The 22,489-nt window shown below is 66.6% G+C and carries 18 protein-coding genes and 2 tRNA genes; 17 read left to right on the top strand and 3 right to left on the bottom strand.

Features of this window, described 5'->3' with window-relative positions; genetic code table 11:
* Window positions 1–6: 6 nt before the first annotated feature.
* Window positions 7–1,566: a nitrite reductase gene (locus IB268_RS18390; RefSeq protein ID WP_119450851.1), complete on the bottom strand. Its 1,560-nt coding sequence runs from the start codon at window positions 1,564–1,566 to the stop codon at window positions 7–9.
* 233 nt (window positions 1,567–1,799) lie between these two features.
* Between IB268_RS18390 and IB268_RS18385 the strand changes: the two genes are divergently transcribed.
* Window positions 1,800–3,326: a PLP-dependent aminotransferase family protein gene (locus tag IB268_RS18385; RefSeq protein ID WP_192354608.1), complete on the top strand. Its 1,527-nt coding sequence runs from the start codon at window positions 1,800–1,802 to the stop codon at window positions 3,324–3,326.
* Between the two features lie 167 nt (window positions 3,327–3,493).
* Entirely contained in the window at window positions 3,494–4,855 is a 1,362-nt protein-coding gene (gene ccsB / locus IB268_RS18380) for a c-type cytochrome biogenesis protein CcsB (protein ID WP_192354607.1), read from the top strand.
* Between the two features lie 47 nt (window positions 4,856–4,902).
* Here ccsB and IB268_RS18375 read toward each other — a convergent pair.
* Window positions 4,903–4,990, bottom strand: a tRNA-Ser gene (locus IB268_RS18375).
* Between the two features lie 115 nt (window positions 4,991–5,105).
* On the opposite strand from IB268_RS18375, the gene IB268_RS18370 reads away from it, so the two are divergent.
* The 4 genes from IB268_RS18370 (at window position 5,106) to IB268_RS18355 (ending at window position 8,551) form a co-directional block, all read left to right on the top strand.
* Entirely contained in the window at window positions 5,106–6,083 is a 978-nt protein-coding gene (locus tag IB268_RS18370) for an NAD(P)H-quinone oxidoreductase (protein WP_054450236.1), read from the top strand.
* Window positions 6,084–6,223: 140 nt separating this feature from the next.
* Window positions 6,224–6,970, top strand: a complete 747-nt coding sequence (tpiA, locus tag IB268_RS18365) for a triose-phosphate isomerase (protein ID WP_054450238.1) — start codon at window positions 6,224–6,226, stop codon at window positions 6,968–6,970.
* 21 nt (window positions 6,971–6,991) lie between these two features.
* Entirely contained in the window at window positions 6,992–7,483 is a 492-nt protein-coding gene (gene secG / locus IB268_RS18360; protein WP_054450241.1) for a preprotein translocase subunit SecG, read from the top strand.
* Window positions 7,484–7,648: 165 nt separating this feature from the next.
* A complete protein-coding gene (locus IB268_RS18355; RefSeq protein ID WP_225588996.1) occupies window positions 7,649–8,551 on the top strand; it encodes a MurR/RpiR family transcriptional regulator in 903 nt (300 codons plus the stop codon).
* Here the strand turns inward: IB268_RS18355 and IB268_RS18350 are convergent.
* A complete protein-coding gene (locus tag IB268_RS18350) occupies window positions 8,545–9,384 on the bottom strand; it encodes an HAD-IIA family hydrolase (RefSeq protein ID WP_192352544.1) in 840 nt (279 codons plus the stop codon). The genes IB268_RS18355 and IB268_RS18350 overlap by 7 nt on opposite strands.
* 232 nt (window positions 9,385–9,616) lie before the next feature.
* Here IB268_RS18350 and IB268_RS18345 point away from each other — a divergent pair, with 232 nt between their 5' ends.
* From IB268_RS18345 to IB268_RS18295, 11 genes are all read left to right on the top strand, one after another.
* Window positions 9,617–10,552 (top strand): phosphate/phosphite/phosphonate ABC transporter substrate-binding protein, encoded by a 936-nt coding sequence (locus IB268_RS18345; protein ID WP_192354606.1) that lies wholly within the window; start codon window positions 9,617–9,619, stop codon window positions 10,550–10,552.
* A gap of 17 nt (window positions 10,553–10,569) precedes the next feature.
* Window positions 10,570–11,409, top strand: a complete 840-nt coding sequence (locus IB268_RS18340) for a phosphonate ABC transporter ATP-binding protein (protein WP_054450248.1) — start codon at window positions 10,570–10,572, stop codon at window positions 11,407–11,409.
* Window positions 11,406–12,425, top strand: a complete 1,020-nt coding sequence (gene phnE, locus IB268_RS18335) for a phosphonate ABC transporter, permease protein PhnE (protein ID WP_175213882.1) — start codon at window positions 11,406–11,408, stop codon at window positions 12,423–12,425. The genes IB268_RS18340 and phnE overlap by 4 nt, the downstream gene beginning before the upstream one ends.
* Before the next feature lie 86 nt (window positions 12,426–12,511).
* Window positions 12,512–12,682, top strand: coding sequence for a hypothetical protein (locus tag IB268_RS18330; protein WP_166738396.1), 171 nt, complete (start codon window positions 12,512–12,514; stop codon window positions 12,680–12,682).
* Window positions 12,683–12,719: 37 nt separating this feature from the next.
* Window positions 12,720–14,975: a phosphocholine-specific phospholipase C gene (locus tag IB268_RS18325; protein ID WP_192354605.1), complete on the top strand. Its 2,256-nt coding sequence runs from the start codon at window positions 12,720–12,722 to the stop codon at window positions 14,973–14,975.
* A 79-nt stretch (window positions 14,976–15,054) separates the two neighbouring features.
* A complete protein-coding gene (locus IB268_RS18320) occupies window positions 15,055–16,476 on the top strand; it encodes a YadA-like family protein (protein ID WP_192354604.1) in 1,422 nt (473 codons plus the stop codon).
* 86 nt (window positions 16,477–16,562) lie between these two features.
* Window positions 16,563–17,504 carry a LysR substrate-binding domain-containing protein gene (locus IB268_RS18315; protein ID WP_119450858.1) on the top strand — a complete coding sequence of 314 codons (942 nt, stop codon included), beginning with the start codon at window positions 16,563–16,565 and terminating at the stop codon, window positions 17,502–17,504.
* 81 nt (window positions 17,505–17,585) lie between these two features.
* Window positions 17,586–18,983: a VOC family protein gene (locus tag IB268_RS18310; protein WP_192354603.1), complete on the top strand. Its 1,398-nt coding sequence runs from the start codon at window positions 17,586–17,588 to the stop codon at window positions 18,981–18,983.
* Window positions 18,980–20,155: an alpha-hydroxy acid oxidase gene (locus IB268_RS18305; RefSeq protein WP_192354602.1), complete on the top strand. Its 1,176-nt coding sequence runs from the start codon at window positions 18,980–18,982 to the stop codon at window positions 20,153–20,155. The genes IB268_RS18310 and IB268_RS18305 overlap by 4 nt, the downstream gene beginning before the upstream one ends.
* 98 nt (window positions 20,156–20,253) lie before the next feature.
* The gene (locus tag IB268_RS18300) at window positions 20,254–21,243 is read left to right on the top strand and encodes a tripartite tricarboxylate transporter substrate binding protein (protein WP_192354601.1); all 990 of its coding nucleotides are present in this window, start codon (window positions 20,254–20,256) and stop codon (window positions 21,241–21,243) included.
* A 157-nt stretch (window positions 21,244–21,400) separates the two neighbouring features.
* A tRNA-Leu gene (locus tag IB268_RS18295) sits at window positions 21,401–21,485 on the top strand.
* Window positions 21,486–22,489: the final 1,004 nt, after the last annotated feature.

Here is a 22,489-nt window from a genome sequence, read left to right as displayed (position 1 = left end):
CTCGGCTCAGAATTTGCGCGTTTCGGACAGGCCGATGGTCAGCCAGCGGGTGCGGGCGCGGGAAAAAATGCCCGAGGGGCTTTCCATCTTGTGTTCCGCCACCAGCTCCAGGGTCTTGCTGTCGTAGATCTTGATGCGGTCGCCCCAGTAGCCCGAGCTGACATAGAGGTAATTGCCGGTGCGGTTGTAGTCGGGGAAGAAGGCATGCCCGCCCACGTCCAGCGTCTTGGCCACTTCCAGCGTGTTCTTGTCGATCAGCTGGATCCAGGCCGCGCGCTTGTCCTTGTCGACAATGTCCACCGCCACGTAGGGCGCGTTCGGATGCGCGGCGGGCGATTCGGTGGCTCCGGCCACCGGGATCTGCTTGACCACGGAAAAGTCTTTGGTGTCCCAGACCGTGACCACGGAGCCCTTTGCGCAGGTGCCGATGTTGGTGCCGAAGGCCAGGAAGCGGCCGTTGACTTCGGTCACCGCGCCCGATCCGACGTGAGGCTGGCAGCCGGCGGGTATGTCGCGCACCACCTTGTCGTCCTTGAAGTCGATCGCGACGATCTTGTTGTCGTCATAGGACGCGACCATGGAGTAGCGCCCGTCGGGCGTGAGGAAGGTGTCATGCAGCATGCGGCCGACCTTGGTCAGCTTGGTCACGGGCATGTCGGGCTTGTCGGGGTCGATGATCCAGATCTGGCCAGCCTGGCGCAGCGTCAGCGCGAACTTATTGTTGATCCGGCTGCCGATGACGGGCCCGCCGGCCGATTTGACGAACTTGCCGTCCGGATCTTCGCCCTCAAGGTCCATGTACTTGACCGGTTCCAGCGTGTCCGCCTTCAGGATGGCGACGCTCTTGGGCACGAACGAACTGATGGCCAGCCACTTGCCGTCGTTGGACAGGGCGATACCGGGGCCGGTCAGGCCGACCTTGGCCTTGCGCACGATCTGCAGCGAGTACAGGTCGATCTTGTAGACCATGCCGTCGTCGCTCTTGAGCCAGGCCCAGCGTTCCGCCACGGGGCTGAAATCCATGATGTGCGGCGCCACCGGCGTGGCGATCTCGCCGACCACCTTGTTGGTCTTGCCGTCCAGGAACACGGTGCGCGCATTGTTGCCCGCGTCGCCACGCCCATAGCGTCCGCGCGCCATGACCACCATCAGGTCGTAGACGGTGTCGATGGCGTAGGTCGGCTTGGCGGGCAGGGTGGCTTCGTCGACCACCACCTGCACGCTGGCGCGGATCTGGTCCAGCCCCCATTTGGGATCGTCCGCTGTCTGCGTCTTGATGAGCCGGGCCAGCGCCCGGATCTCTTCGTCGGACAGGCGGCCCACGAAGGGCGGCATCAGCGTGTCGGGGATGCCGGTCATGATGGTGCCGCGCAGCGCCGCCTCGCTCTGGACCAGGCGGTCGCTGGTCAGGCCCGGCGCGATGTAGCCGCCGCGGTCGGCGCCATGACAGACGGCGCAGTTCTGCTGGAACAGCTGATTCGCCTTGAGGTACTCCCCGGTCGGCGCACTCCAGGCGGCGCCGGCCGAGACGAACAGCAAGGCCGCGCTCAATAGCTTGGTGTGCATGTCGATCTCTCCCGTAAGGTTTTGCCGAAACTGCGGCACATGCACTGTGTCATCGCGGCGCCGGGCCGATAAGGCACGGCTCACGCCTGCGCAATGGTTACGGTCCAATCTGTTTTTTGACATAGGACAAAGTGAGGCCGTGGCCAAAGCACTACCGTGATAGCAAACGGAGCGCGGCCGGCCCGCGCCGCTTCGAAAGGCCGGCGCCATTTTTTGTCCTGTGGTTGTCCGCCATGTTTTCACTCCCGCTCTCTCTATCCCGCCAGGATGCAAAACCCTACAAGCAGCAGATCGCCGACCAGATCGAGGCGTTGATACGCGCCGGACGGTTGCAGGAAGGGGACAGGCTGCCGGCCATCAATCGGATGTCATCGCTGCTGCAGGTGTCGAAGAACACCGTGCTGGGCGCGTATGAACTGCTGATCGATTCCAGCCTGATCCAGAGCAAGCCCAGCCGCGGCTATTTCGTGACGTTGAATCGCAGCCTGGTCATCAATCCGCGTTGCCCCGATTTCGTCCAGGACCGTCCGCCGGTCTACGCCGACGCCGTCAGCCAGGCTCTTTCCAGCGGCGTCTGCGGCCAGCCGCCGCCGATGCCCCTGCGCTATGACTTCAAGGTCGGCCGTCCCTCGGTCCACGCCTTTCCGCTGCGCCAGTTCATCACGCTGTCGAACCAGCTGCTGCGGCATGCGGGCTGCGCCATGGCCGAATATGCGCCGCCAGCCGGCCTGTGGGGCTTGCGCGTGCAGATTGCCGATTACCTGTCGGCGGCCAAGGCGTTGAAGGTCGAACCGGAACAGGTGCTGATCACGGCCGGCAGTCAGGAGGCTTTGAGCCTGATCGCCTCGCATTTCCTCGACCGCCACGGCAGGGCGGTGTTCGAGTCGCCCTGTTACGCGGGGTTCAGGAATCTGGTGCGGCGGCATGGCGCGCAGGAGGCGCCGGTTCCGGTGGACGGGCAGGGACTGCGCACGGATCTGTTGCCGGAAGGGCCGGCCAGGCTGGCCTATGTGACGCCGTCGCACCAGTACCCCCTGGGCCACGCCATGTCGCTGTCTCGGAGACGGCAGTTGCTCGAATGGGCGGGCCGCAGCGGCGCGCTGATCATCGAGGACGACTACGACGGCGACTTTTGCTATGAGTCTGTACTGCCCATGCCGCTGGCCGCGATGAGCCCGCGGCAGGTCGTGTACCTGGGGACGTTCTCCAAGACGCTGGGGCCCGGCCTGAGGCTGGGATACATGGTTTGCCCGCCTGCGCTGGTCGACGATTTCGTCGAACGCAAGGCCTTGCTCAACAACGGCAGTCCATGGCTGACGCAGGCCGTGCTGGCGCGCTACTTCGATGAGAACTGTTTCGCGCGCCACCTGCAGACCTTGCGGCGGCGCTACCAGGCGCAGCGCGACGAACTGTTGCGCGGCATCCGCAAGGTCTGGGGCGGACGCGGCCGGATCAGCGGACAGAATTCAGGGATGCACCTGGCCTTCGAACTGCCGGCGGACAGCCCACCCGCCGACGCGGTCGCCGCGGCCGCGCTGGCGCAGGGCGTGAGGCTGTATCCGCTGGCCCAGGCCGCCGCCTGTGCGGCCGAGGGCGCCGAGCCCCGACATCTGCTGTTCGGCTTTGCCGGTCTGGATACTGGCGAGATCGCCCAGGCCATGGCGCGCGTGCACGCGGCTTGCAAACAATTGCAGGAATCCTGTCCGGACCGGGCGGCGTCTCGCCCGTCTCTGGACGAAGCGCGCTGCGCGGGTGTCTAGCACGCCTGCCGCGTTTCCGGTAGGGACGGCGGCGCAGCGCGGGGACCGGCGGCATCGCTATGCGGCGCTGCCGCGTCGTTCGTAGAATCAATTTGTCCTATGACAATAGGAGATTCGTTCGGCCTGTGGGCAACCTGGGGCGGACGGTCACGCATGGAGATGCTGCGATGCCGATTACCGCTACCGGGTCCGTCCCGCTGACTTCCCGCCGGCCCGTGCCGGAGGTTCCGAATGCCGCAGCCCGGACCGGCAGGCGCCTGAACCGGACCGATGCCGCGTTCCTGCTGATCTGCCTTGCCGGCTGCGCCTATGCGTTGGCGGAGTTCGGCCCGTTCCTGAACGGCTACGAGAAAGCGATGCTGATCGGCGCCGTGCCGGCCCTGGCCTGGCTGGGATGGTTGTGGCGCCCCTTGCGGACTCTGGCTCTGTCCAGCGGCGCCAGCGCGCTGCTGGCCGTGTGGCTGTATGCGGGCGGGGCAGGGCTGCTGCAGGGCGATCTGGGGCGCGCCGAAAGCGTCTTCCTGCTCAAGTACCTGCTGTCGTCGCAGTCGTCCATACTCTGGATGAGCTGCCTGTTCGTGCTGGGCACGCTCTGCTACTGGGCGGGACTGGCCCGGCCCGCGATCGCCTGGCTGGGCACTGTCCTGACGTGGGGCGGGGTATGGGCAGGGCTGACCGGCCTGCTGGTGCGCTGGCGCGAAGGGCATCTGCTGGGACCGGATGTCGGACACATTCCAGTCAGCAACCTGTACGAGGTATTTGTTTTTTTCGCGCTGGTCACGGCGCTGTTCTACCTCTACTACGAGGCCCGCTACGCCACGCGGGCGCTGGGCGGCTTCGTCATGCTGGTGGTTGCCTCGATGGTCGTCTTCCTGTCCTGGTATTCGCTCGCGCGCGGCGCCCATCAGATCCAGCCGCTGGTCCCCGCGCTGCAAAGCTGGTGGATGAAGCTGCACGTGCCGGCCAATTTCATTGGCTACGGCACGTTCTCGCTGGCGGGCGCGGTGGGTTTCGCCTACCTGGTCAAGCTGCACGGGCAGAGCGCCGCAGGCAAGCGCCTGATTCCGGTTTTCCTGCTGGGTGCGCTGCTATGCGCCGAGCCGATGATCTTCGGCTCGCGGCGGCTGTCGCCTGTGTGGATGCTGTATTTCGGCGCGGGCGCCATCCTCGTGGGCGCGGTGCTGGCGCTGCGCCGGCCGATTGCCCGCCGGCTGCCGTCCCTGGAGGTGCTGGAGGACATCATGTACCGGGCCATCGCGCTGGGTTTCGCCTTTTTCACCGTGGCCACCGTGCTGGGCGCGTTGTGGGCCGCCGACGCCTGGGGCGCGTACTGGCAATGGGATCCCAAGGAGACCTGGGCGCTGATCGTATGGCTGAACTATGCCGCCTGGCTGCACATGCGGCTGCTCAAGGGGCTGCGGGGAGAGGTGGCGGCCTACTGGGCGCTCGCCGGCCTGGTGGTGACGAGCTTCGCCTTCCTGGGGGTGAACATGTTCCTGTCGGGGCTGCATTCGTACGGCAGCCTGTAGGCCCCTGCCGCCTTGCGGGCGGCGATGCGCGCTGGCATCGGGTGTCTTGGCGGAAGCGGTGAGATTCGAACTCACGAACGGTTGCCCGTTGCCGGTTTTCAAGACCGGTGCAATCGACCACTCTGCCACGCTTCCTGGTATTGCGTATATTCCGGCGATCCGGCCATCAGGCAAACAATCTGCCAGGCCGGGAACACGATACGCCGTAAAGGGCGCAATAATAATCCATTTGCTGCAAAGGAGGCACGCGATGCACGCCGTAGAAATCTCTCGCCCTGGTGGCCCCGAGGTCCTGGTCCCCGTGGAGCGCCCCACGCCGGAAACCGGCGCGGGTGAAGTTCTGATCAAAGTCAGCGCCGCAGGCGTCAATCGTCCCGACGTGTTCCAGCGCAAGGGCAACTACGCGCCGCCGCGCGGCGCCTCGGACCTGCCGGGCCTGGAAGTGGCCGGCGAAATCGTCGGCGGCGACCTGGCGGGCAGCGGTTTCGCCATGGGCGACAAGGTCTGCGCCCTGGTGGCGGGCGGCGGCTACGCGGAATACTGCGTGGCGCCCGCGGCGCAATGCCTGCCCATCCCCAAGGGTCTGTCCGACATCGAGGCCGCCGGCCTGCCGGAAACCTATTTCACGGTCTGGAGCAACGTCTTCGACCGCGGCCGCCTGTCCGAAGGCGAGGCGCTGCTGGTGCACGGCGGCGCCAGCGGCATCGGCACCACGGCCATCCAGCTGGCCCGCGCCATGGGCCACAAGGTCTATGCCACCGTCGGCAGCGACGACCGGGCCCGCGCCGTGGAAGCGCTGGGCGCCGAACGCGGCATCAACTACAAGACCCAGGATTTCGTGAAGGAAGTGCTGGACGCCACCGGCGGACGCGGCGTGGACGTGATCCTGGACATGGTGGCCGGCGATTACATCGGCCGCGACATGCAGTGCCTGGCCGACGACGGCCGCATCGTCATCATCGCCCAACTGGGCGGTTCCCACGCCAATGTGGACACGGCCCAGGTCATGCGCCGCCGCCTGACCATCACCGGCTCGACCTTGCGTCCCCGCCCGGTCGCCTTCAAGGGCGCCATTGCCCGTGCGCTGCGCGAACAGGCCTGGCCCTTGCTGGAAAAAGGGGCCATCAAGCCCATCGTGCACGCCACCTTCCCGCTGGCCGAGGCTTCCCGCGCCCATGCCATGATGGAAAGCGGTGAAAACATCGGCAAAATCATCCTGACCATGTAAGAAATGGGGGGCGCTCGGCGTAGCGTCCCGCAACAGGATACAATCACGGGTTTCGCCTGGAATTTTTTCCAGGCAGGCCCGTGGGCGGTTGCTACGCAGCCCTTGGCTCGCCCCAGTCCAACCGATACAGATACCTCGCCATGACTTCAGTCGAAAACCGCGCCCGCCTCGTGCTGGGCAACTGGAAGATGCACGGCAACCTGGCCGAGAACGCCGCGTTGCTGACCGAGCTGCGCGCCGCGGATGCTGCGAGCCACTGCGAAATCGGCATCTGTGTGCCGTTCCCCTATCTCGCGCAGGCGGCGTCGGCCCTGACCGGCAGCAGCGTGTCCTGGGGCGCGCAAGACGTCAGCGCCCATGAAAAGGGCGCCTACACCGGGGAAGTCTCCGGCGCCATGCTGAAGGAATTCGGCTGCCGCTGGGCCCTGGCCGGCCACTCCGAGCGCCGCGTGCTGCACGGCGAGACCGACGAAGCCGTCGCCGCCAAGGCCCAGGCCGCGCTGGCCGCCGGCCTGACGCCGGTGGTGTGCGTGGGCGAGTCCCTGGCCGACCGCGAAGCCGGCAACACGCTGGCCGTGATCGAACGCCAGTTGAAGCCCGTGCTGGCGCTGGGCGCCGAGGCGGTTTCGCGCATGGTCCTGGCCTATGAGCCCGTCTGGGCCATCGGCACCGGCCGCACCGCCAGCCCCGAGCAGGCGCAGGAAGTCCATGGCGCCATCCGCGCCGCCCTGCGCGCGCTGGGCGCCGCGCAGGTGCAAGTGTTGTACGGCGGCAGCGTCAAAGCTGCCAATGCCGCCAGTCTGTTCGCCATGACTGATATCGACGGAGCCCTGGTCGGCGGCGCGTCGCTCGTGGCCGAAGAATTTTTGCGAATCGCCGCTATCTAAGTTTCCGTTCCGGAGTCTGTAATGCCCTTGATGCTCAAAATCCTGCTGGCCGTCCAAGTGATCTCGGCGCTGGCTATCATCGTCCTGGTCCTGCTTCAGCAGGGCAAAGGCGCCGACATGGGGTCCGCCTTCGGCAGCGGCTCGGCCGGCAGCCTGTTCGGCGCCACCGGCGCGGCGAACTTCCTCTCGCGCGCGACCAAGTGGGCCGCCGTGGTCTTCTTCGCGTCCACCGCCGGCCTGGCTTATGTCAGCCACAAGGGCAATAGCGGCCCGGCCGTCGACTCGGGCGTGATGCAGAGCTTCCCGGCCGACCGTTCGGTGCCGCAAGTGCCGGGCGCGGCGCCTGCTCCCGCTGGCTCGTCGGTTCCCGGCGCCGCCTCGGTTCCCGGCGCGGGTTCCGTGCCCGCCGCTCCGGCCAAGCCCGACGCGTCGGTGCCCTCGGCCCCGGCCGCTCCCGCCACCCCGGCCGCTCCGGCCGCAGGCGAAAAGCCCGCCGAAACGCCCGCGAAGTAAGGCACAGCAAACGGAAAGGCCGGCACATGCCGGCCTTTTTCATGGGCGGCGCGCGCCTGCCCGGACATCCTGTCATCGGCGGCCGTTAGCATGCGTCGTCGCCGCGCCGGCAGCGGGTAGGGTATCGTTGCCTGCGCACCCGGTTCCCGTTTCTCGATCTCCGCCATGGCCACATCCAAACGCACTCCCCGAACCCCGACCGCCGCCGATCAGCAGCGGGGCTCGCCGCAGGCCATGCTGGCGCGCATCCAGAGCCTGTTGCCCTCGATGGGGGCGGCCTCGCAGCGCATTGGCGAGTTCGTCATACGCAACCCCGCCGAGGTGGTGCACATGTCGGTCAGTGAAGTGGCCGAGCGCACCCAGTGCAGCGAAGGCAGCGTGGTGGGCTTTTGCAAGCTGCTGGGGGCCACGGGCTTTCAACAGCTGAAGATCGCGCTGGCGCAGCAGATCGTGCAGCCGGTGCAGTACATCCACGAAGACCTGGCCGCCCAGGACACGCCCGAGCAGGTCGTCAGCAAGATCTTCCATAGCAATATCCAGACCCTGCAGGAAACCGAATCGGTGCTGGACGTGGCAGCGCTGTCGGCCGCGGTGGACCTGATACGCGGCGCCCGCCGCGTTGAAATCTACGGCATCGGCAGCTCGGCCGTCATCGCGCACGACGCGCACTACCGCATGCTGCGCATCGGGCTGCATGCCACCGCAGTGACCGATTCCCACGTGCAGGCCATCAGCGCGTCGCTGACCGGGCCGGACGTCGCTGTGCTGACCATTTCGCACTCGGGCAGCACGCACGAGACGGTGTTGGCGACGCGGCTGGCCAAGGAAGCCGGCGCGCGCACGATCTGCATCACCAATTTCGGCAAATCGCCGATCCAGGAGCATGCGGACGTGGTGCTGCACACCATGTCGCGCGAGACCCGTTTCCGCACCGAGGCCATGACCAGCCGGCTGGCCCAGCTCGCCATCATCGACACCCTCATCGCTTGCCTGGCCTTGTCCGACTACGACAAGGCCGTCTCCACGCTGCGCAGCACCTTCGACGTGCTGTCGAACAAGCGCTACTGATCGTCTTCAATGCCCGCCGGCAGCGCATGTCGGCGCGGGCATGCGCTGTCCAGCAGCCTCGCCACGTCCGGCGCATCCGCGCAGGGCGCATTGCCCACCAGCAGGTAGCCGATACCCAGGCGTACCGCACCCAGCCCATCGGTGCGCACGTTGTCGCCGATCACCGTGACGTCCGCAGGCGCCAGGCCCAGCCGGCGCAATCCTTCCTCCAGCAGCATGGCTCCCGGCTTGCCGAGTATGTGCGGCCGCGCGCCGGGCGCGCAGGCCAGCACCGACTGCAATAGCGCGCCCGTCTCCGGGACGATGGCGCCTTGCGGGCCGGGATGGGTGAGGTCGCCGTTGCTGACCATCAACGCCGCGCCCCGCGCCAGCTCGCCTGCCAGGGTCTGCAGCGTCCCGTAGCCGAAGGACAGATCGCGCGCCAGCAGCACGATGTCCGCATCGCGGTCGACCAACGCCAGCCCCAGTCCGGCCGCGAAACCGCGCAATGCGTCCGAGGCGCAGAGCAGCACCGCGGCCCGCGGGTTTTGCCGGGCGATATGGCGCACGGCCTGTTCACCGGCCAGGACCAGCATTCCGGCCTGCACCGGCAGGCCCATCGCCCGTAAACGCGGCGCCAGGTCCGCCGCCGTGTCGGTGGAATTGTTGGACACGATGACGCAGCGCCCTGCCCAGCGGGTCAGCAGCTCGCTGGCGCCCGGTATCACTTCATGCCCCCGGATCAATGTCCCGTCCAGGTCCAGGATCAGGCCGCGTGATCGGGCGGTCCAGGGCGGTTCTGCCGTCGGCGCTTGGGGGAAGGAAGCGAGGGGAGTGCGGGCAATGCGGGTCATGGATCGGCGTGGTGGCGTCGAAGCGCGTGCAGGGTTGAAAGAAGTGGGCGCCCGCTACGGTTCGGGCCTGCCCGGCGGCTGTGATTCTATCTGAACAAAATTCAAAAATTCATTTTTTTGATTTGAGAAATTTTCATTTGCCTGTCATGTGCGGTGACTAATCTGCGTTCCGGAATCAGGGCCGAGCACGCTGCGCCCCGATGGCAACCTCAACAAGACTAGGAACAGAAAAATGAAGATCCGCACCTGCGCGCCCGCCCTGGCGCTGGTTTCCCTGCTGGCCGCCGCGCCTCTCGCACAAGCCCAATCCCTGGCAGACGGCTCGCATCAACGTCCGCTGCGCGTGCTGCTGATACCCGCCGACGGCGGCACCGAGTCGGGCACCAAGGCCGACTACGCGCCGATCTTCAACGCGATCACGCGCAGCACCGGCCTGCATTTCCAACTGACCGTGGGCCAGTCCTACGGCGCCGTGGTCGAAGGCATGTGCAACCAGTTGGCCGAGGTCGCGTTCCTGGGTCCGGTTTCCTACGTGCAGGCGCATGAGCGCCAATGTGCGCAATTGCTGGCCGTGGGCGTGCAGAAGGGCGAATCCGCCTACTACGCCGCGATGTTCGCCAAGGCTGATTCGCCGATCAATACGTTGGCCGATCTGAAGGGCAAGCGCGCCGCGTTCGGCGACGTTAATTCGGCCTCCAGCTTCACCTTCCAGGTGGCATCCATGATCAAGGACGGCATGGACCCGGCCAAGGACCTGGCGGCGCTGCAACTGACCGGCAGCCACGCCAGCAGCCTCGCCGCGCTGGTACAGGGCCAGGTCGACGCGGCCGCGCTGTCGTTCGATTCCTTCGACAAGGCGGTGCGCCAGGGCGCGGTGGACCCGAAGTCCGTGAAGGTGATCTTCAAGAGCGAACCCATCCCGTATCCGCCGTTGGCGATGAACACCAAGCTGCCCGAGACGCTGAAGGCCACGCTCAAGCAAGCCTTTGCCACGGTCCATCAGGCGCCCGGCGTAACGCCTGACATGGTGCGCGGCTATGGCGGAGCCAAGCTGGATCGTTTCGACACCGAGTTCTCCGAGGCGCAGTTCGCCGGCCCGGCCTCGAAGATGGCCCTGCTGACCGACGAGATCAAGGGAGAAATCCTGCAGAAGGCGGCACAGCGGTGATCGGCGGAGCAAGCGAAATGGACATGCTGCGCTATGACGCTGTAGGCATGCGCTATGCCGATGGGACCGCGGCGCTGAACTCGGTGTCGCTGCAGGTGCCGCGCGGCCAGTTCTGCGTGATCCTGGGCGCCTCGGGCGCGGGCAAGTCGACTTTGCTGCGCATGGCCAACGGCTTGACCGCGCCCACCCAAGGCGAAGTGTGGGTCGATGGCACGCAGGTGCAGCCCTCGACGCTGGCGGCCGTGCGGCCACGGATCGGCATGGTGCATCAGCACTTCAACCTGGTGTCGCGCGCGACGGTCGCGACCAATGTGCTGTCGGGCGCGCTGCCCGGCTTGCCGGCATGGCGCGCCTATCTGATGCGCTTCCCCGCGGAATTGCGCGAACGGGCCTGCAAGCTGGTGCGCGAAGTCGGCCTGCAGCCCGAGCACCTGCAACGCCGCGTGAGCGAATTGTCCGGCGGCCAGCAGCAGCGCGTGGGCATCGCCCGAGCGTTCATGCTGGCTCCGGCCTTGCTGCTGGCCGACGAGCCGGTGGCCAGCCTGGACCCGCGCATCAGCCGCGACATCCTGGAGTTGTTGCGCAATCAGGCACGCGAACGCGGCGCCACCGTGCTCTGCAGCCTGCATCAGGTCGACCTGGCCCGCGAGTTCGCCGACCGCATCGTGGCCCTGCGCCATGGCGTCATGGTGTTCGACGGACCGGCGGGCGCGTTCGATGAGGCCACTGCCCGTGCGCTGTATCAGGCGCCGCAGGCGGAAAGCGGCATGGCCGCGCTTGCGGGCCGCGGCCATGCTGAACCTCGCATGGCCAGGCCGATCCGGCCGGCGGTGCTGTCGGCGGGAGGCGCGCAATGAACACGCATGCATTGAAGACGCCGGCCGACAACGCGGCCTGGCGCCTGGATCCGCCCTATGGCGCCCGCGCGCTGCTGATCGTGATCGCCGCGCTGATGCTGTTCCTCTACACCGGGCAGCGGGTCGAGATGGGTCGCATGGCGGCGCTCACCCTGGACGGCGCGCTGGCGGCGGTGGGCCTGAAGGAGCAGTCCCAGGTCACCTCGGGCCTGGGCGCTCTGGCCGACAACCTGTTCCCGCTGCAGGTCTCGTACCGCACCGAGACTTCGCGCATAGAGGGCTTCGACCCGGACAGGCTGCCGTGGCTGGCGCATGTGGAAACGGTGCAGGTGACCGAGAGCCGGCTGAATCCGCACACGCTGAAGATGGAAGACGAGGTATCCACGCAGACCTATCTGGTCGAGCCGCTGGGCTATCTATGGCGGGTGGCGGTGAAGATGGTAGAGACCTTCGAGATCGCGATCTGGGCGACCTTGCTGGCCGTACTGGGCAGTGCGCCGCTGGCCTATTGCAGCGCCCGCAACTACGCGCCCAACCGCCTGCTGTACGTGGCGGCGCGCGCCATCGTCAGCATGTTCCGTGCGATGCCCGAGCTGATCTGCGCGCTGTTCCTGGTGCTGGCCTACGGCTTCGGCCCGATTGCCGGGGTGCTGGCGCTGGCCATCCATTCGATGGGATTCCTGGGCAAGTTCTACGCCGAGGACATCGAAACGGCCGACACCAAGCCGCAAGAGGCGCTGGCCGCGATCGGCGCCAGCAAGCCGCGCGTGCTGGCCTACGCAGTGCTGCCGCAAGTCATGCCCAAGTTCACCGGCTACACCCTGTACATCCTGGACCGCAACGTGCGCATGGCGACCGTCGTGGGCCTGGTGGGCGCGGGCGGCATCGGCCAGGAACTCAAAGGCCGCTACGACATGTACCAGTACGCCCACGTCGGGACCATTCTCGTCGTGATCTTCATCACCGTGTTCTTGCTGGACCAGGTCGCCGCCCGCTTGCGGCGCCGCTTGAGCTGAGCCGGCGCGGCGGCCAGCCAGGCCGCCGCGCCCCGATAGGTTTTCTGCCGGACGGACCCGGCAACGTTCCCTGACCAGGAGTTTTCATGACCCCGTACTTTGCACTGGGCCGCGCCCTTGTTGCGGCCATCGCCTTGAGTTTGACCCTTGCCGCCTGCGGCGGCGATGACGACTCGGATGACGGCGCGACCACGCCGCCCGAGACCGGACAGCCAGAGACGCCGCCGCCCGCGCCGCAATTGCGCTGCGCGCCCTGAACGCCCGATCCGCCCAACCTCACGCAAGAGTAGCCCCATGACCAAGACCTATCCCTCGCATCCCGCCAGCGCGTCCCCGGCCTTGCCGGGCCGCCGGCAGTTCTTCCGCGCCTCGGCCCAGGCGGCCGGTGCCCTGTCGGCAATGGCCTTGCTGCCCGCCTCGATCCAGCGCGCGCTGGCGGTTCCGGCCGCGGTTGAAAGCGGCACCATCAAGGACATCAAGCACATCGTGATCCTGATGCAGGAGAACCGCTCGTTCGACCACTATTTCGGCACCATGCGCGGCGTGCGCGGTTTCGGCGACCGCTTCCCGATTCCGCTGGCCAGCGGCAAATCGGTGTTCTTCCAGCCCGACCCCAAGGGCGGCCAGGACATCCAGCCCTTCCGCCGCGATTCCAGGACCAGCAACGCGCTGATCGGATCGGGCACGCCGCACAATTTCCCGGACCAGCAGGCAGCCTGGAACCAGGGCAAGATGGACCAGTGGATCCAGTACAAGAACCAGGCCACCATGGGCTTCTTCATGCGCGAGGACATTCCGTACCAGTTCGCGCTGGCCGACGCCTTCACGGTCTGCGACGGCTATCACTGTTCCATCCTGACCGGCACCGATCCCAACCGCATCGTGTTCTGGTCAGGCGCCAACGCCAATCCCGAACTGCGCAAGCTGGGCGTGAACAGCACCGACACCGATTCGGAACCCGTCAACTCGCGCTGCTGGCCTAACCCGTCCAACTGGGTGGCGGGCCGCGCGCAGCTGGCCGACGGTTCGGGCCAGGTCGACCCCGCGACCGGCGCCTACAACTACAAGTACGTGAACAGCGCCTTCAAGTGGGACACCTTGCCCGACCTGCTGCAGCGCGCCGGGGTCAGCTGGCACATCTACCAGAACATGAACAACAACTGGACGGGCGCCATGCACGGCTGCCTGGCCTTCAAGAGCTTCCGCACCGCGCAGCCGGGTTCGCCGATCTATGAACATGGCCTGACGGGCGGCCCCGAGAAGAACGACGGCGCCGTCAACTTCCTAGCCCAGCTCAAGCAGGACGTGGCCAATGGCACTTTGCCGCAGGTGTCGTGGGTGTTGCCCACGCAGGCCCTGGCCGAGCATCCTGGCAGCAGCGAAGGCGTGGCCGGTGCCGCCGATTTCATCGCCGACGTGCTGGACGCGCTGACCTCCAATCCGGAAGTCTGGAGCAAGACCGCACTGTTCGTGACCTTCGACGAGAACGACGGCTTCTTCGATCACGCCGCCATGCCCGCAGTGCCGTCCTATGACGCCAATGGCGTGCTGATGGGCAAGTCCACCGTGCCGCTGGAGGGGGAGTATTTCGATGCCTCGGTGGGCAACCACCTGAAGGCCGACGACAAGATCACCGGCAACATCCGGCCGTGGGGCCTGAGTTCACGCGTGCCGATGTACGTCGTGTCGCCGTGGAGCAAGGGCGGCTGGGTCAATTCCCAGGTGTTCGACCATACCTCGGTGGGCCGGTTCCTGGAGCAGCGCTTCGACATCAAGGTCGACGCCATCAGTCCTTGGAGCCGCGCGGTCTGCGGCGACCTGACCACCTGCTTCGACTTCGTCAGTCCCAACGATCCGCGCGTGCCCACGCTGCCCGACACCAGCAACTATCCCGCGGTCAACGCGGCGCAGAAGCTGTTGCCCACCACCGCCGTGACCCAGGCGCCCGCAATCCCGCAGCCGCTGTTCCAGGAGACCGGCACGCGGCTGTCGCGCGCGCTGCCCTATGAACTGCACACCAGCGCCCGGTTGGGGGCGGATGGCGCGGTCGAACTGCTGTTCAGCAACACGGGCGAAGCCGGCGCGGTGTTCCATGTGTACGACAAGCGCAACCTGGACCTGATCCCGCGGCGCTACACCGTCGAAGCCGGCAAGACGCTGTCCGACACCTGGACCGGCGGCGACTATGACCTGTGGGTGTACAGCAGCAACGGCTTCGTGCGGACCTTCTCCGGCAATACGCAGCGTGGCGCGGCCTTGGAAGTGCAGGTCTGCTACGAGCCGGCAGGCAGCGCGCTCTACGTGAAGGTGTCCAACCGCGGCACGGCCAGCCTGCAGGCGAACCTGCAATCCAACGCCTACCGCAAGGACGGCCCCTGGACCCTGGCGGTCGAGCCGGGCAAGGTCGCCGAACACCACTGGTCCATCAAGGAAAGCGGCAACTGGTACGACTTCACCGTCACCGCCGAAGGCTTCGAACGCCGCTTCGCGGGACGCATGGAGAACGGCCGCGCGAGCGTCAGCGATCCGGCCATGGCGCTGCATCTGTGATGGCTCAGGCATGAGCGGGCCGGGCGCGCATCGGGGTGCGCGTCCGGCCGGTCCGCAACAACAATCGATCAACATACAAATGAAGCACACATACGCAATTCTGGCCGCCAACGGCTTGTCGGTGGCGGTTCTGGTGGGCGCGCTGGCCGGGGGATCGGCCGCGCAGGCGCAGACCGCGCCGCCTGTGAAGTGGGACGGCAGCAACCTTGGTTATGGGCCGGGCGCCGCTCAGGGCGTGACGGGCAAGGGCAATCACGCGATCGGCAAGAACGCTGGCGCCAACGTGAAAGGCAGCAACAACATCGGCCTGGGCAATGGCGCGGGCCAGGACGTGAGCACCAACTGGAACCTGGCGATCGGCGAGGGCGCGGGCTCCAAGGTCGGCGGCAAGAACGCCAACCAGGCCATCGGCTATTACGCCGGCACCAATGTGCAGGGCGGCTGGAACCAGTCGTTCGGCCGCAGCGCCGGCCAGAACGTCACGGGCGACTACAACGATGCGTTTGGCTTCTGGGCCGGCACGGATACGGTGGGCAACAACAATGCCGCCTATGGCACCAACGCCGGGCGCAATGTCACCGGCAACGGCAATTCGGCCTTCGGCCAGGAAGCGGGCCGCAACGTCGTCGGTGACGGCAACCTGGCGCTGGGCCAGAACGCGGGGCAGAACGTGGAGGGCGAGGGCAATCTGGCGCAGGGCAAGAACGCCGGGCAGAACGTGACCGGCGCCAACAACACGGCTGCCGGCGCCTACGCGGGCTATGGCGTGCAGGGCGACGGCAATACGGCTGGCGGGCTGGCTGCGGGGCGCGACGTCGTCGGCAATAACAACGTGGCGCAGGGCACGGCCGCGGGGTCGGGCGTGCGGGGCAACGACAACGTGTCGATAGGCTCGAACGCCGGACGCGGTTCCGTTGCCGACCGCAGCGTGTCGGTGGGAGCGGATTCGTCCGCGGCCACGCAGAGCGTCGCGGTCGGCGCAGGCGCGGTGGCCAGCGCGGGCAACAGCGTGGCGCTGGGGGCGGGGTCCTCCGCGGCGCGCGGCGCGCAGGAGAACTACGAAGCCTACGGCATGGCGCAGCCCCAAACCTCCACGGGCGAGGTGAACGTGGGTGGACGCCAGATGACGGGCGTGGCCGCAGGCAGCGAGGACACCGATGCCGTCAACGTGGGCCAGCTGCGCGCCGCAAGCAGCGCAAGCGAGGCGCGCGTGGGCGCCGTCGAGCATTCCCTGCAGAACCTGCGCAGCGATCTGGAGTCCCAGGAGCGCATGCTGAGCGCGGGGGTGGCTGCGGCCATGGCGACGGCTTCCTTGCCGCAGGCCTACTTGCCCGGCCGCAACATGCTGTCCATGGCGGGCGGCACCTGGAATGGCGAATCGGGTTACGCCCTGGGGCTGTCGCGCGTGTCCAGCGGCGGGCGCTGGGTCTACAAGGTGTCGGCCAACGGCACGTCCCGCGGCGACTTCGGCGGCGCCGCGGGGGTCGGATACCAGTGGTGAGGCCGGGCCTGCGATAATGCCGCAAGCGCGGCGGCCGGCGATGGAACGCGGGCCGCCGCCAGCACAGGCATACCCGGATCGGCCCCATGGAAAAGCGTTTGATGCCATCGATGATGGCGCTGCAATGTTTCGAGGCGGTGGCGCGGCACATGAGCTTCACGCGCGCCGCCGAGGAACTGCACATGACCCAGAGCGCGATCAGCAAACAGATCGCGCAGCTGGAGGCGCTGCTGCGCAACCCGCTGTTCCTGCGGGTGCGGCGGCGCCTGCAACTGACGCCTGCGGGAGCCTTGTACCAGTCCGAGGTCAGGGCCATCCTGAACCAGGTGGACATGTCCTCGCGCTACATCCTGACCTACGGCAGCGAGACTCAGGTGCTGACCATCGGCACCCAGCCCACCTTCGGCGCGCGCTGGCTGATCCCGCGCCTGCAGGGCTTCATGGCCGCCCATCCCGACATCCAGGTCAAGGTGCGCAGCGAAACGCGGCCCTTCGACCTGATGCAGGCCAAGATCGACATCTCCTTCTTCTTCGGCCATGGCACCTTGCCGGGCGCCCAGTGCCGGGAATTGTTCGAGGCCGAGGTCGTGCCGGTGTGCGCGCCCGGCTTTCTTCCGGGTGACAGGGTCGACAGCCTGGAGGCGCTGAGCGCGCAGGCGTTGATCCAGTGCGCCTCGCGCCCGGAGGCCTGGCACGACTACTTCTCGCGCCAGCAGTTCCAGTCCGACCGCAGCTACCACGGTCCCCGCTTCGATACCTTCTACATGTGCGTGCGCGCTGCGGAAGGCGGTTGCGGCGTGGCGTTGACGCCGCGCCTGCTGGCCGAAGAAGAGCTGCAGGCCGGCAAGCTGGTGATTCCCTGGGACTACGTGCAGCCCAGCGACGGCGCGTACTTCGTCGCCTATTCCGAGCACTCGGCCGAAGTGCCCAAGATCAAGCAGTTCGTCGCCTGGGTTGAGGAAGAGGCCGCGCGCAAGCGCGAGCGCGACGCCCAGCGGGCGCGGTCCATGAAAAAACGGACTGATTAAGCCGATTTTTTTCATTTGATCGCACGCGCGGCGCATGATTTCATGCGGGCCATCCTTGTTTACCGATGTGCCGAGCCCGCCATGAGTCAGAATTTCGTCAATCCGGACCAGATCCGCGCCTGGTTCTCCCGCGCCATGTCCGACATGTACAAGTCGGAAGTGCCGCTGTACGACACGCTGCTGGACCTGGTCGCCCAGGTCAACGCCAAGACGCTGGCCGAACAGCCCGAGTTGGCCGCCCAACTGGCCCGCACGGGCGAGATCGAGCGCCTGGACATCGAGCGCCACGGCGCGATCCGCGTCGGCACCGCGCAGGAACTGGCCAACATGCGGCGCGTGTTCGCCGTGATGGGCATGCAGCCGGTGGGCTACTACGATCTGTCGCCGGCCGGCGTACCGGTGCATTCCACCGCCTTCCGTGCCACCCACGAAGCCTCGCTGCAGGCCAGCCCCTTCCGCGTCTTCACCTCGCTGCTGCGGCTGGAACTGATCGCCGACGAGGCCCTGCGCGAGAAGGCCGCGCGCATCCTGGCCGCGCGCCAGATATTCACCGCGCGTACGCTGGAACTCGCGGCCCGCTTTGAGGCGCAGGGCGGACTGGTTGAAGCCGAGGCCCGCGAATTCGTGGCCGAAGCCCTGCACACTTTCCGCTGGCACAGCGAGGCGACCGTCAGCCTGGACGACTACGAGGAACTGCACGGCCAGCACCGCCTGATCGCCGACGTGGTGGCCTTCAAGGGCCCGCACATCAATCACCTGACTCCGCGCACGCTGGACATCGACGAGGCCCAGGCCGAGATGCCGCGCCGCGGCGTGTCAGCGAAGGCCGTGATCGAAGGCCCGCCGCCGCGCAAATGTCCGATCCTGCTGCGCCAGACCAGCTTCAAGGCGCTGGAGGAGGCGGTCCTGTTCGCCGGCGCCGACGGCCAGTCCGCGGCCGGCAGCCACACGGCGCGCTTCGGTGAGATCGAGCAGCGCGGCGTCGCGCTGACCCGCAAGGGCCGCGCGCTCTACGACCAATTGCTGGACCTGGCCCGCAGCCGCATCAGCGGCGCGCCCAACGAAGGCAATGCCGCGGCCTACATGCAGAACCTGCAGGACTGTTTCGCCGCCTTCCCGGATGACTATGATGCGCTGCATGCGCAGGGGCTGGCCTATTTCCGCTATTTCCTGACCGGCAAGGACGGCGCGGATGCGCAAGCCAGCCTGCAGGACCTGATCGCCCAGGGCTACATCCGCTTCGAGCCGCTGGTGTACGAGGACTTCCTGCCCGTCAGCGCGGCCGGCATCTTCCAGTCGAACCTGGGCGACAAGGCCCAGGCCGAATACGCGCAGAACGCCAGCCAGGCGGCTTTCGAGCAGGCCCTGGGCGCCCAGGTGCAGGACGAGCTGGCGCTCTACCAGGACACGCAGGACCGTTCGCTGGCCGCCTGCATGCAGGCGCTGCGCGCGCAGGTCGGCTCGCCGGTGGCCGCATGAGCCGTCTGGATCGTTGCCTGTCCGTGCGCGACTTCGAACGCGAGGCGCGGCGCATCATGCCGCGCTGCGTCGAAGGCTACGTCTGCGGCGGCACCGAGGACGGCGCCTCGCTGGCCGAGAGCGTGCGCGCATTGAGCGACGTGGGTTTCCGGCCGCGCGGCCTGCGCGTGGTGGACCAGCGCAGCAGCCAGGTCGAACTCTACGGCCAGCGCTACGCCATGCCGGTGGGCTTCGCGCCTACCGGGTTCTCCGCCATCGTCATGCATGAGTGCGACCTGGCGCTGGCGCAGGCCGCCCAGCAGGCCGAGATTCCCTTCATCATCAGCGGCGCTTCCAGCGTGCCGCTGGAACGCTTGCAGGAGGCCACGGGCAAGCGCTGCTGGTACCAGGCCTATCTGCCGGGCAATACCGAGCGCATCGGCAAGCTGATGGCGCGGCTGCGCCAGGCCGAGATCCCGGTGCTGGTCGTGACCATCGACACCTGCGTCGGCGCCAACCGCGAGAACCTGCAGAAGCTCTCGTTCACCGTGCCCTTCAAGCTCAGCCCCAGCGTGATGCTGGACGGCATGCGCCACCCGCGCTGGAGCTTCAACGTCTTCCTGCGCACGCTGCTGGGCAGCGGCATCCCCAGGTTCTCGAACCTGTACGAAGAGATCGGCCCGCCCATCACTCAGGACCCGCCCAACGGCTTTCGCGGCGAACGCGACAAGCTGTCGTGGGAACACATCCGCTGGATCCGCGAGAACTGGCCGGGCAAGCTGGTGCTCAAGGGCGTGATGCATCCCGATGATGCGCGCCTGGCCTGCGCGGCGGGCGCCGACGGCGTGATCGTGTCGAACCACGGCGGACGCCAGCTGGATGGCTGCATCTCGCCCTTGCAGGCGCTGCCCGACGTGGTGGCCGCGGTGCCGCCCGGCTTCCCGGTCATGGTGGATGGCGGTTTTCGCCGCGGCTCCGACGTGCTCAAGGCCGTGGCCCTGGGCGCGCGCATGGTCTTCACCGGCCGGCCCCAATTGTTCGGCGCGGCCGTGGCCGGCAGCGCCGGCATCCGCAAAGTGGCGGACATATTCCGCAGCGAGATCTCGACCAACATGGCGCTGCTCGGCTGCGCGACGCTGGCCGACCTCACGCCGGACCTGATCGCGCCCTTGCGGCCGGCAGGCGCTGCCTGACGCGGGCGGCGGTGCCGCCCCGGGCAGCAGCGCCCGCACAACAACAAAAAACGGTGCGCATCCCCATGCGCGCCCATCCGTTTTCGACAGGAGGAAACATGAAGAAGATCTATACCAAACTGGCCGGCGTGGCGGCAGTGCTGGCGTGCATCGCCAGCGGACCGGCGCAGGCCCAGGCCGGCGCCTATCCGACCAAGCCGGTGCGGCTGGTCGTGGGCTACGCCCCGGGCGGCACCACCGACATCAGCGCGCGCATGATCGCCGACGTGCTGGGCAAGGAGTTCGGCCAGACCTTCGTGGTGGAGAACAAGCCCGGCGCCAACAGCAACATCGGCGCCGAGTCCGTCGCCCGCTCGGCGCCCGACGGCTACACGCTGTTCGTCGGATCGATTTCCACCGCGATCAACCAGTCGCTCTATTCCAAGATGTCCTATGACGCGCTCAAGGACCTGGACGCCGTCGCCCTGCTGAACGTGGTGCCCAACATCCTGGCCGTCAACGCCAGCGTGCCCGTCAAGTCGGTGCAGGAATACATCGCCTACGCCAAGAAGAACCCCGGCAAGCTCACCTGCGCTTCGCCCGGCAACGGCTCGTCCGCCCACCTGGGCTGCGAACTCTTCAAGATGAAGACCGGCATCGACATCCTGCACGTTCCGTACCGCGGCAGCGGCCCGGCCGTGGCCGACCTGCTGGGCGGACAAGTGGACTCCATCTTCGACAACCTGCCGCCGCTGCTGCCGCATGTGCGCGCCGGCAAGCTGACGGGGCTTGCCGTCACCACCGCCAGCCGCGTCCCGTTCGCCCCGGAAATCCCCACCATCGCCGAATCCGGCGTGGAAGGCTTTGACGTGGCAGCCTGGTTCGGCGTGTACGCGCCGGCCGGTACACCGCCGGAAATCGTCCAGAAGGTCAACGCCTCCATCAACAAGGCCCTGACCTCCGACGCCGCGCTGGCCGCCAGCTACCAGACCAACGGCTTCCTGATGCCCCCGCCGCCCAACACGCCGCAAGCATTCAAGGCCTTCATGGAAAGCGAAACCCGCAAGTGGGGCGAAGTCGTCAAGGCGACCAACCTGCAGATCAACTGATAGGCGGGGAGAGGGGGCGTCCGCGGCTCCTCTGGATAATCCTTGGGGACGGATTGGTGGCATGCCAGCGACAAAGCGGCACGGAACCACCCGTTTCCCAATTTGCGTGATAGAATGTTCGACTTTCCAGGAAAGCACGCTTTTCTGGCTGAAGTTAGCCGACGTGGTGAAATTGGTAGACACGCTATCTTGAGGGGGTAGTGGCGAAAGCTGTGCGAGTTCGAGTCTCGCCGTCGGCACCAAGAATTTGTTCCAGGGGTTGCCCTGGGGTGTGTAAAAACCCGCAATTCTCCTGGGAGAGTGCGGGTTTTTTTTGTTGTCTAGGGAGGGGCAGTGTCGTGTCACGATACCGAATTGGCCCGGACAAAAATCGAGGGACGTAACAAAAAAGCGACCTACGGCTTTCGTGAGTGTGCGGCTCCGGCGCTCGTTCGCTGAGATCTTCTGGTCGGGGTAATTGATTGTGCCGGCGTGGTGCCGGCACAATGCAATCTTTATCGTGTGACCTTTTATCGGTCGAAACTACTTGGCTGCGATAGCTCTTATGCGCCGTCCGACCATAACGGTCCCACTAAAACCTGGTTCTTTCACTGCGTTGCGATGTTGTGCTATGGCACGCGTTGCAATGGCGAATGCCTCTAACCGCGCGCGAACAACTTCCATCGAATCAAGTCGAGTGGCGTGTTTTGAACGAAGGGGGGCTATTGTTCTCATGACTGTGCTCCAATGTCATGCAGCAGGCAAGTTGAAGTGGAGATCTTGCTCCAACCTCTCTATTCTACCCTTTTTCTTGACCTCACGCACGAATCCATGAGCTTTGTACACCTCGACTAGCTCAGGAATGGGGCGGCGGATGGAGGCCGTCTTGCAGCCGAAGGCTGCCGCACAGAACTCCAAATAGCGGACGGCAACCTGGGTCAACCTACCCTCTAAGGGGTTCGGGGCGTCGGCGCGTCCCAAAAAATGAAGTGATCCGACAGCATTGCTCCTGCTTAGACGCCCTAGAAAAAGCCCACATACAGTAGGTTCGCCGTTTGTTGGGTCGGATTCGATTGCGGCTTCAAGGCGACGAGTGCGCCGGCGTGCTCTCATCACTTCTTTTTCCCAAGACCATCCTATGCCGTAGTCGCCCACATTCCATTGATCTGCGAGCTCAATGTCCTGGGATGATATAGGGCGAAACCGGACGTATATGCCACTTTCGTACGCTAGGGCCGCCGCCGCCTGACGTCCCGCCTCATCCCGT

The organism is Achromobacter sp. ACM01, assembly GCF_014851745.1.
Classification (GTDB): Bacteria; Pseudomonadota; Gammaproteobacteria; order Burkholderiales; family Burkholderiaceae_B; genus Achromobacter; species Achromobacter aegrifaciens.
This window is presented reverse-complemented; position numbering and strand designations above follow the sequence as displayed.

Coding starts and splice junctions, on each gene's coding strand:
- IB268_RS18355 (WP_225588996.1), top strand. CDS start 7,649: ATGGCCACATCCAAACGCACTCCCCGAACCCCGACCGCCGCCGATCAG.
- IB268_RS18325 (WP_192354605.1), top strand. CDS start 12,720: ATGACCAAGACCTATCCCTCGCATCCCGCCAGCGCGTCCCCGGCCTTG.
- IB268_RS18370 (WP_054450236.1), top strand. CDS start 5,106: ATGCACGCCGTAGAAATCTCTCGCCCTGGTGGCCCCGAGGTCCTGGTC.
- IB268_RS18390 (WP_119450851.1), bottom strand. CDS start 1,566: ATGCACACCAAGCTATTGAGCGCGGCCTTGCTGTTCGTCTCGGCCGGC.
- IB268_RS18305 (WP_192354602.1), top strand. CDS start 18,980: ATGAGCCGTCTGGATCGTTGCCTGTCCGTGCGCGACTTCGAACGCGAG.
- IB268_RS18350 (WP_192352544.1), bottom strand. CDS start 9,384: ATGACCCGCATTGCCCGCACTCCCCTCGCTTCCTTCCCCCAAGCGCCG.
- tpiA (WP_054450238.1), top strand. CDS start 6,224: ATGACTTCAGTCGAAAACCGCGCCCGCCTCGTGCTGGGCAACTGGAAG.
- ccsB (WP_192354607.1), top strand. CDS start 3,494: ATGCCGATTACCGCTACCGGGTCCGTCCCGCTGACTTCCCGCCGGCCC.
- IB268_RS18315 (WP_119450858.1), top strand. CDS start 16,563: ATGGAAAAGCGTTTGATGCCATCGATGATGGCGCTGCAATGTTTCGAG.
- IB268_RS18320 (WP_192354604.1), top strand. CDS start 15,055: ATGAAGCACACATACGCAATTCTGGCCGCCAACGGCTTGTCGGTGGCG.
- phnE (WP_175213882.1), top strand. CDS start 11,406: ATGAACACGCATGCATTGAAGACGCCGGCCGACAACGCGGCCTGGCGC.
- IB268_RS18310 (WP_192354603.1), top strand. CDS start 17,586: ATGAGTCAGAATTTCGTCAATCCGGACCAGATCCGCGCCTGGTTCTCC.
- IB268_RS18300 (WP_192354601.1), top strand. CDS start 20,254: ATGAAGAAGATCTATACCAAACTGGCCGGCGTGGCGGCAGTGCTGGCG.
- IB268_RS18340 (WP_054450248.1), top strand. CDS start 10,570: ATGGACATGCTGCGCTATGACGCTGTAGGCATGCGCTATGCCGATGGG.
- IB268_RS18385 (WP_192354608.1), top strand. CDS start 1,800: ATGTTTTCACTCCCGCTCTCTCTATCCCGCCAGGATGCAAAACCCTAC.
- secG (WP_054450241.1), top strand. CDS start 6,992: ATGCCCTTGATGCTCAAAATCCTGCTGGCCGTCCAAGTGATCTCGGCG.
- IB268_RS18345 (WP_192354606.1), top strand. CDS start 9,617: ATGAAGATCCGCACCTGCGCGCCCGCCCTGGCGCTGGTTTCCCTGCTG.
- IB268_RS18330 (WP_166738396.1), top strand. CDS start 12,512: ATGACCCCGTACTTTGCACTGGGCCGCGCCCTTGTTGCGGCCATCGCC.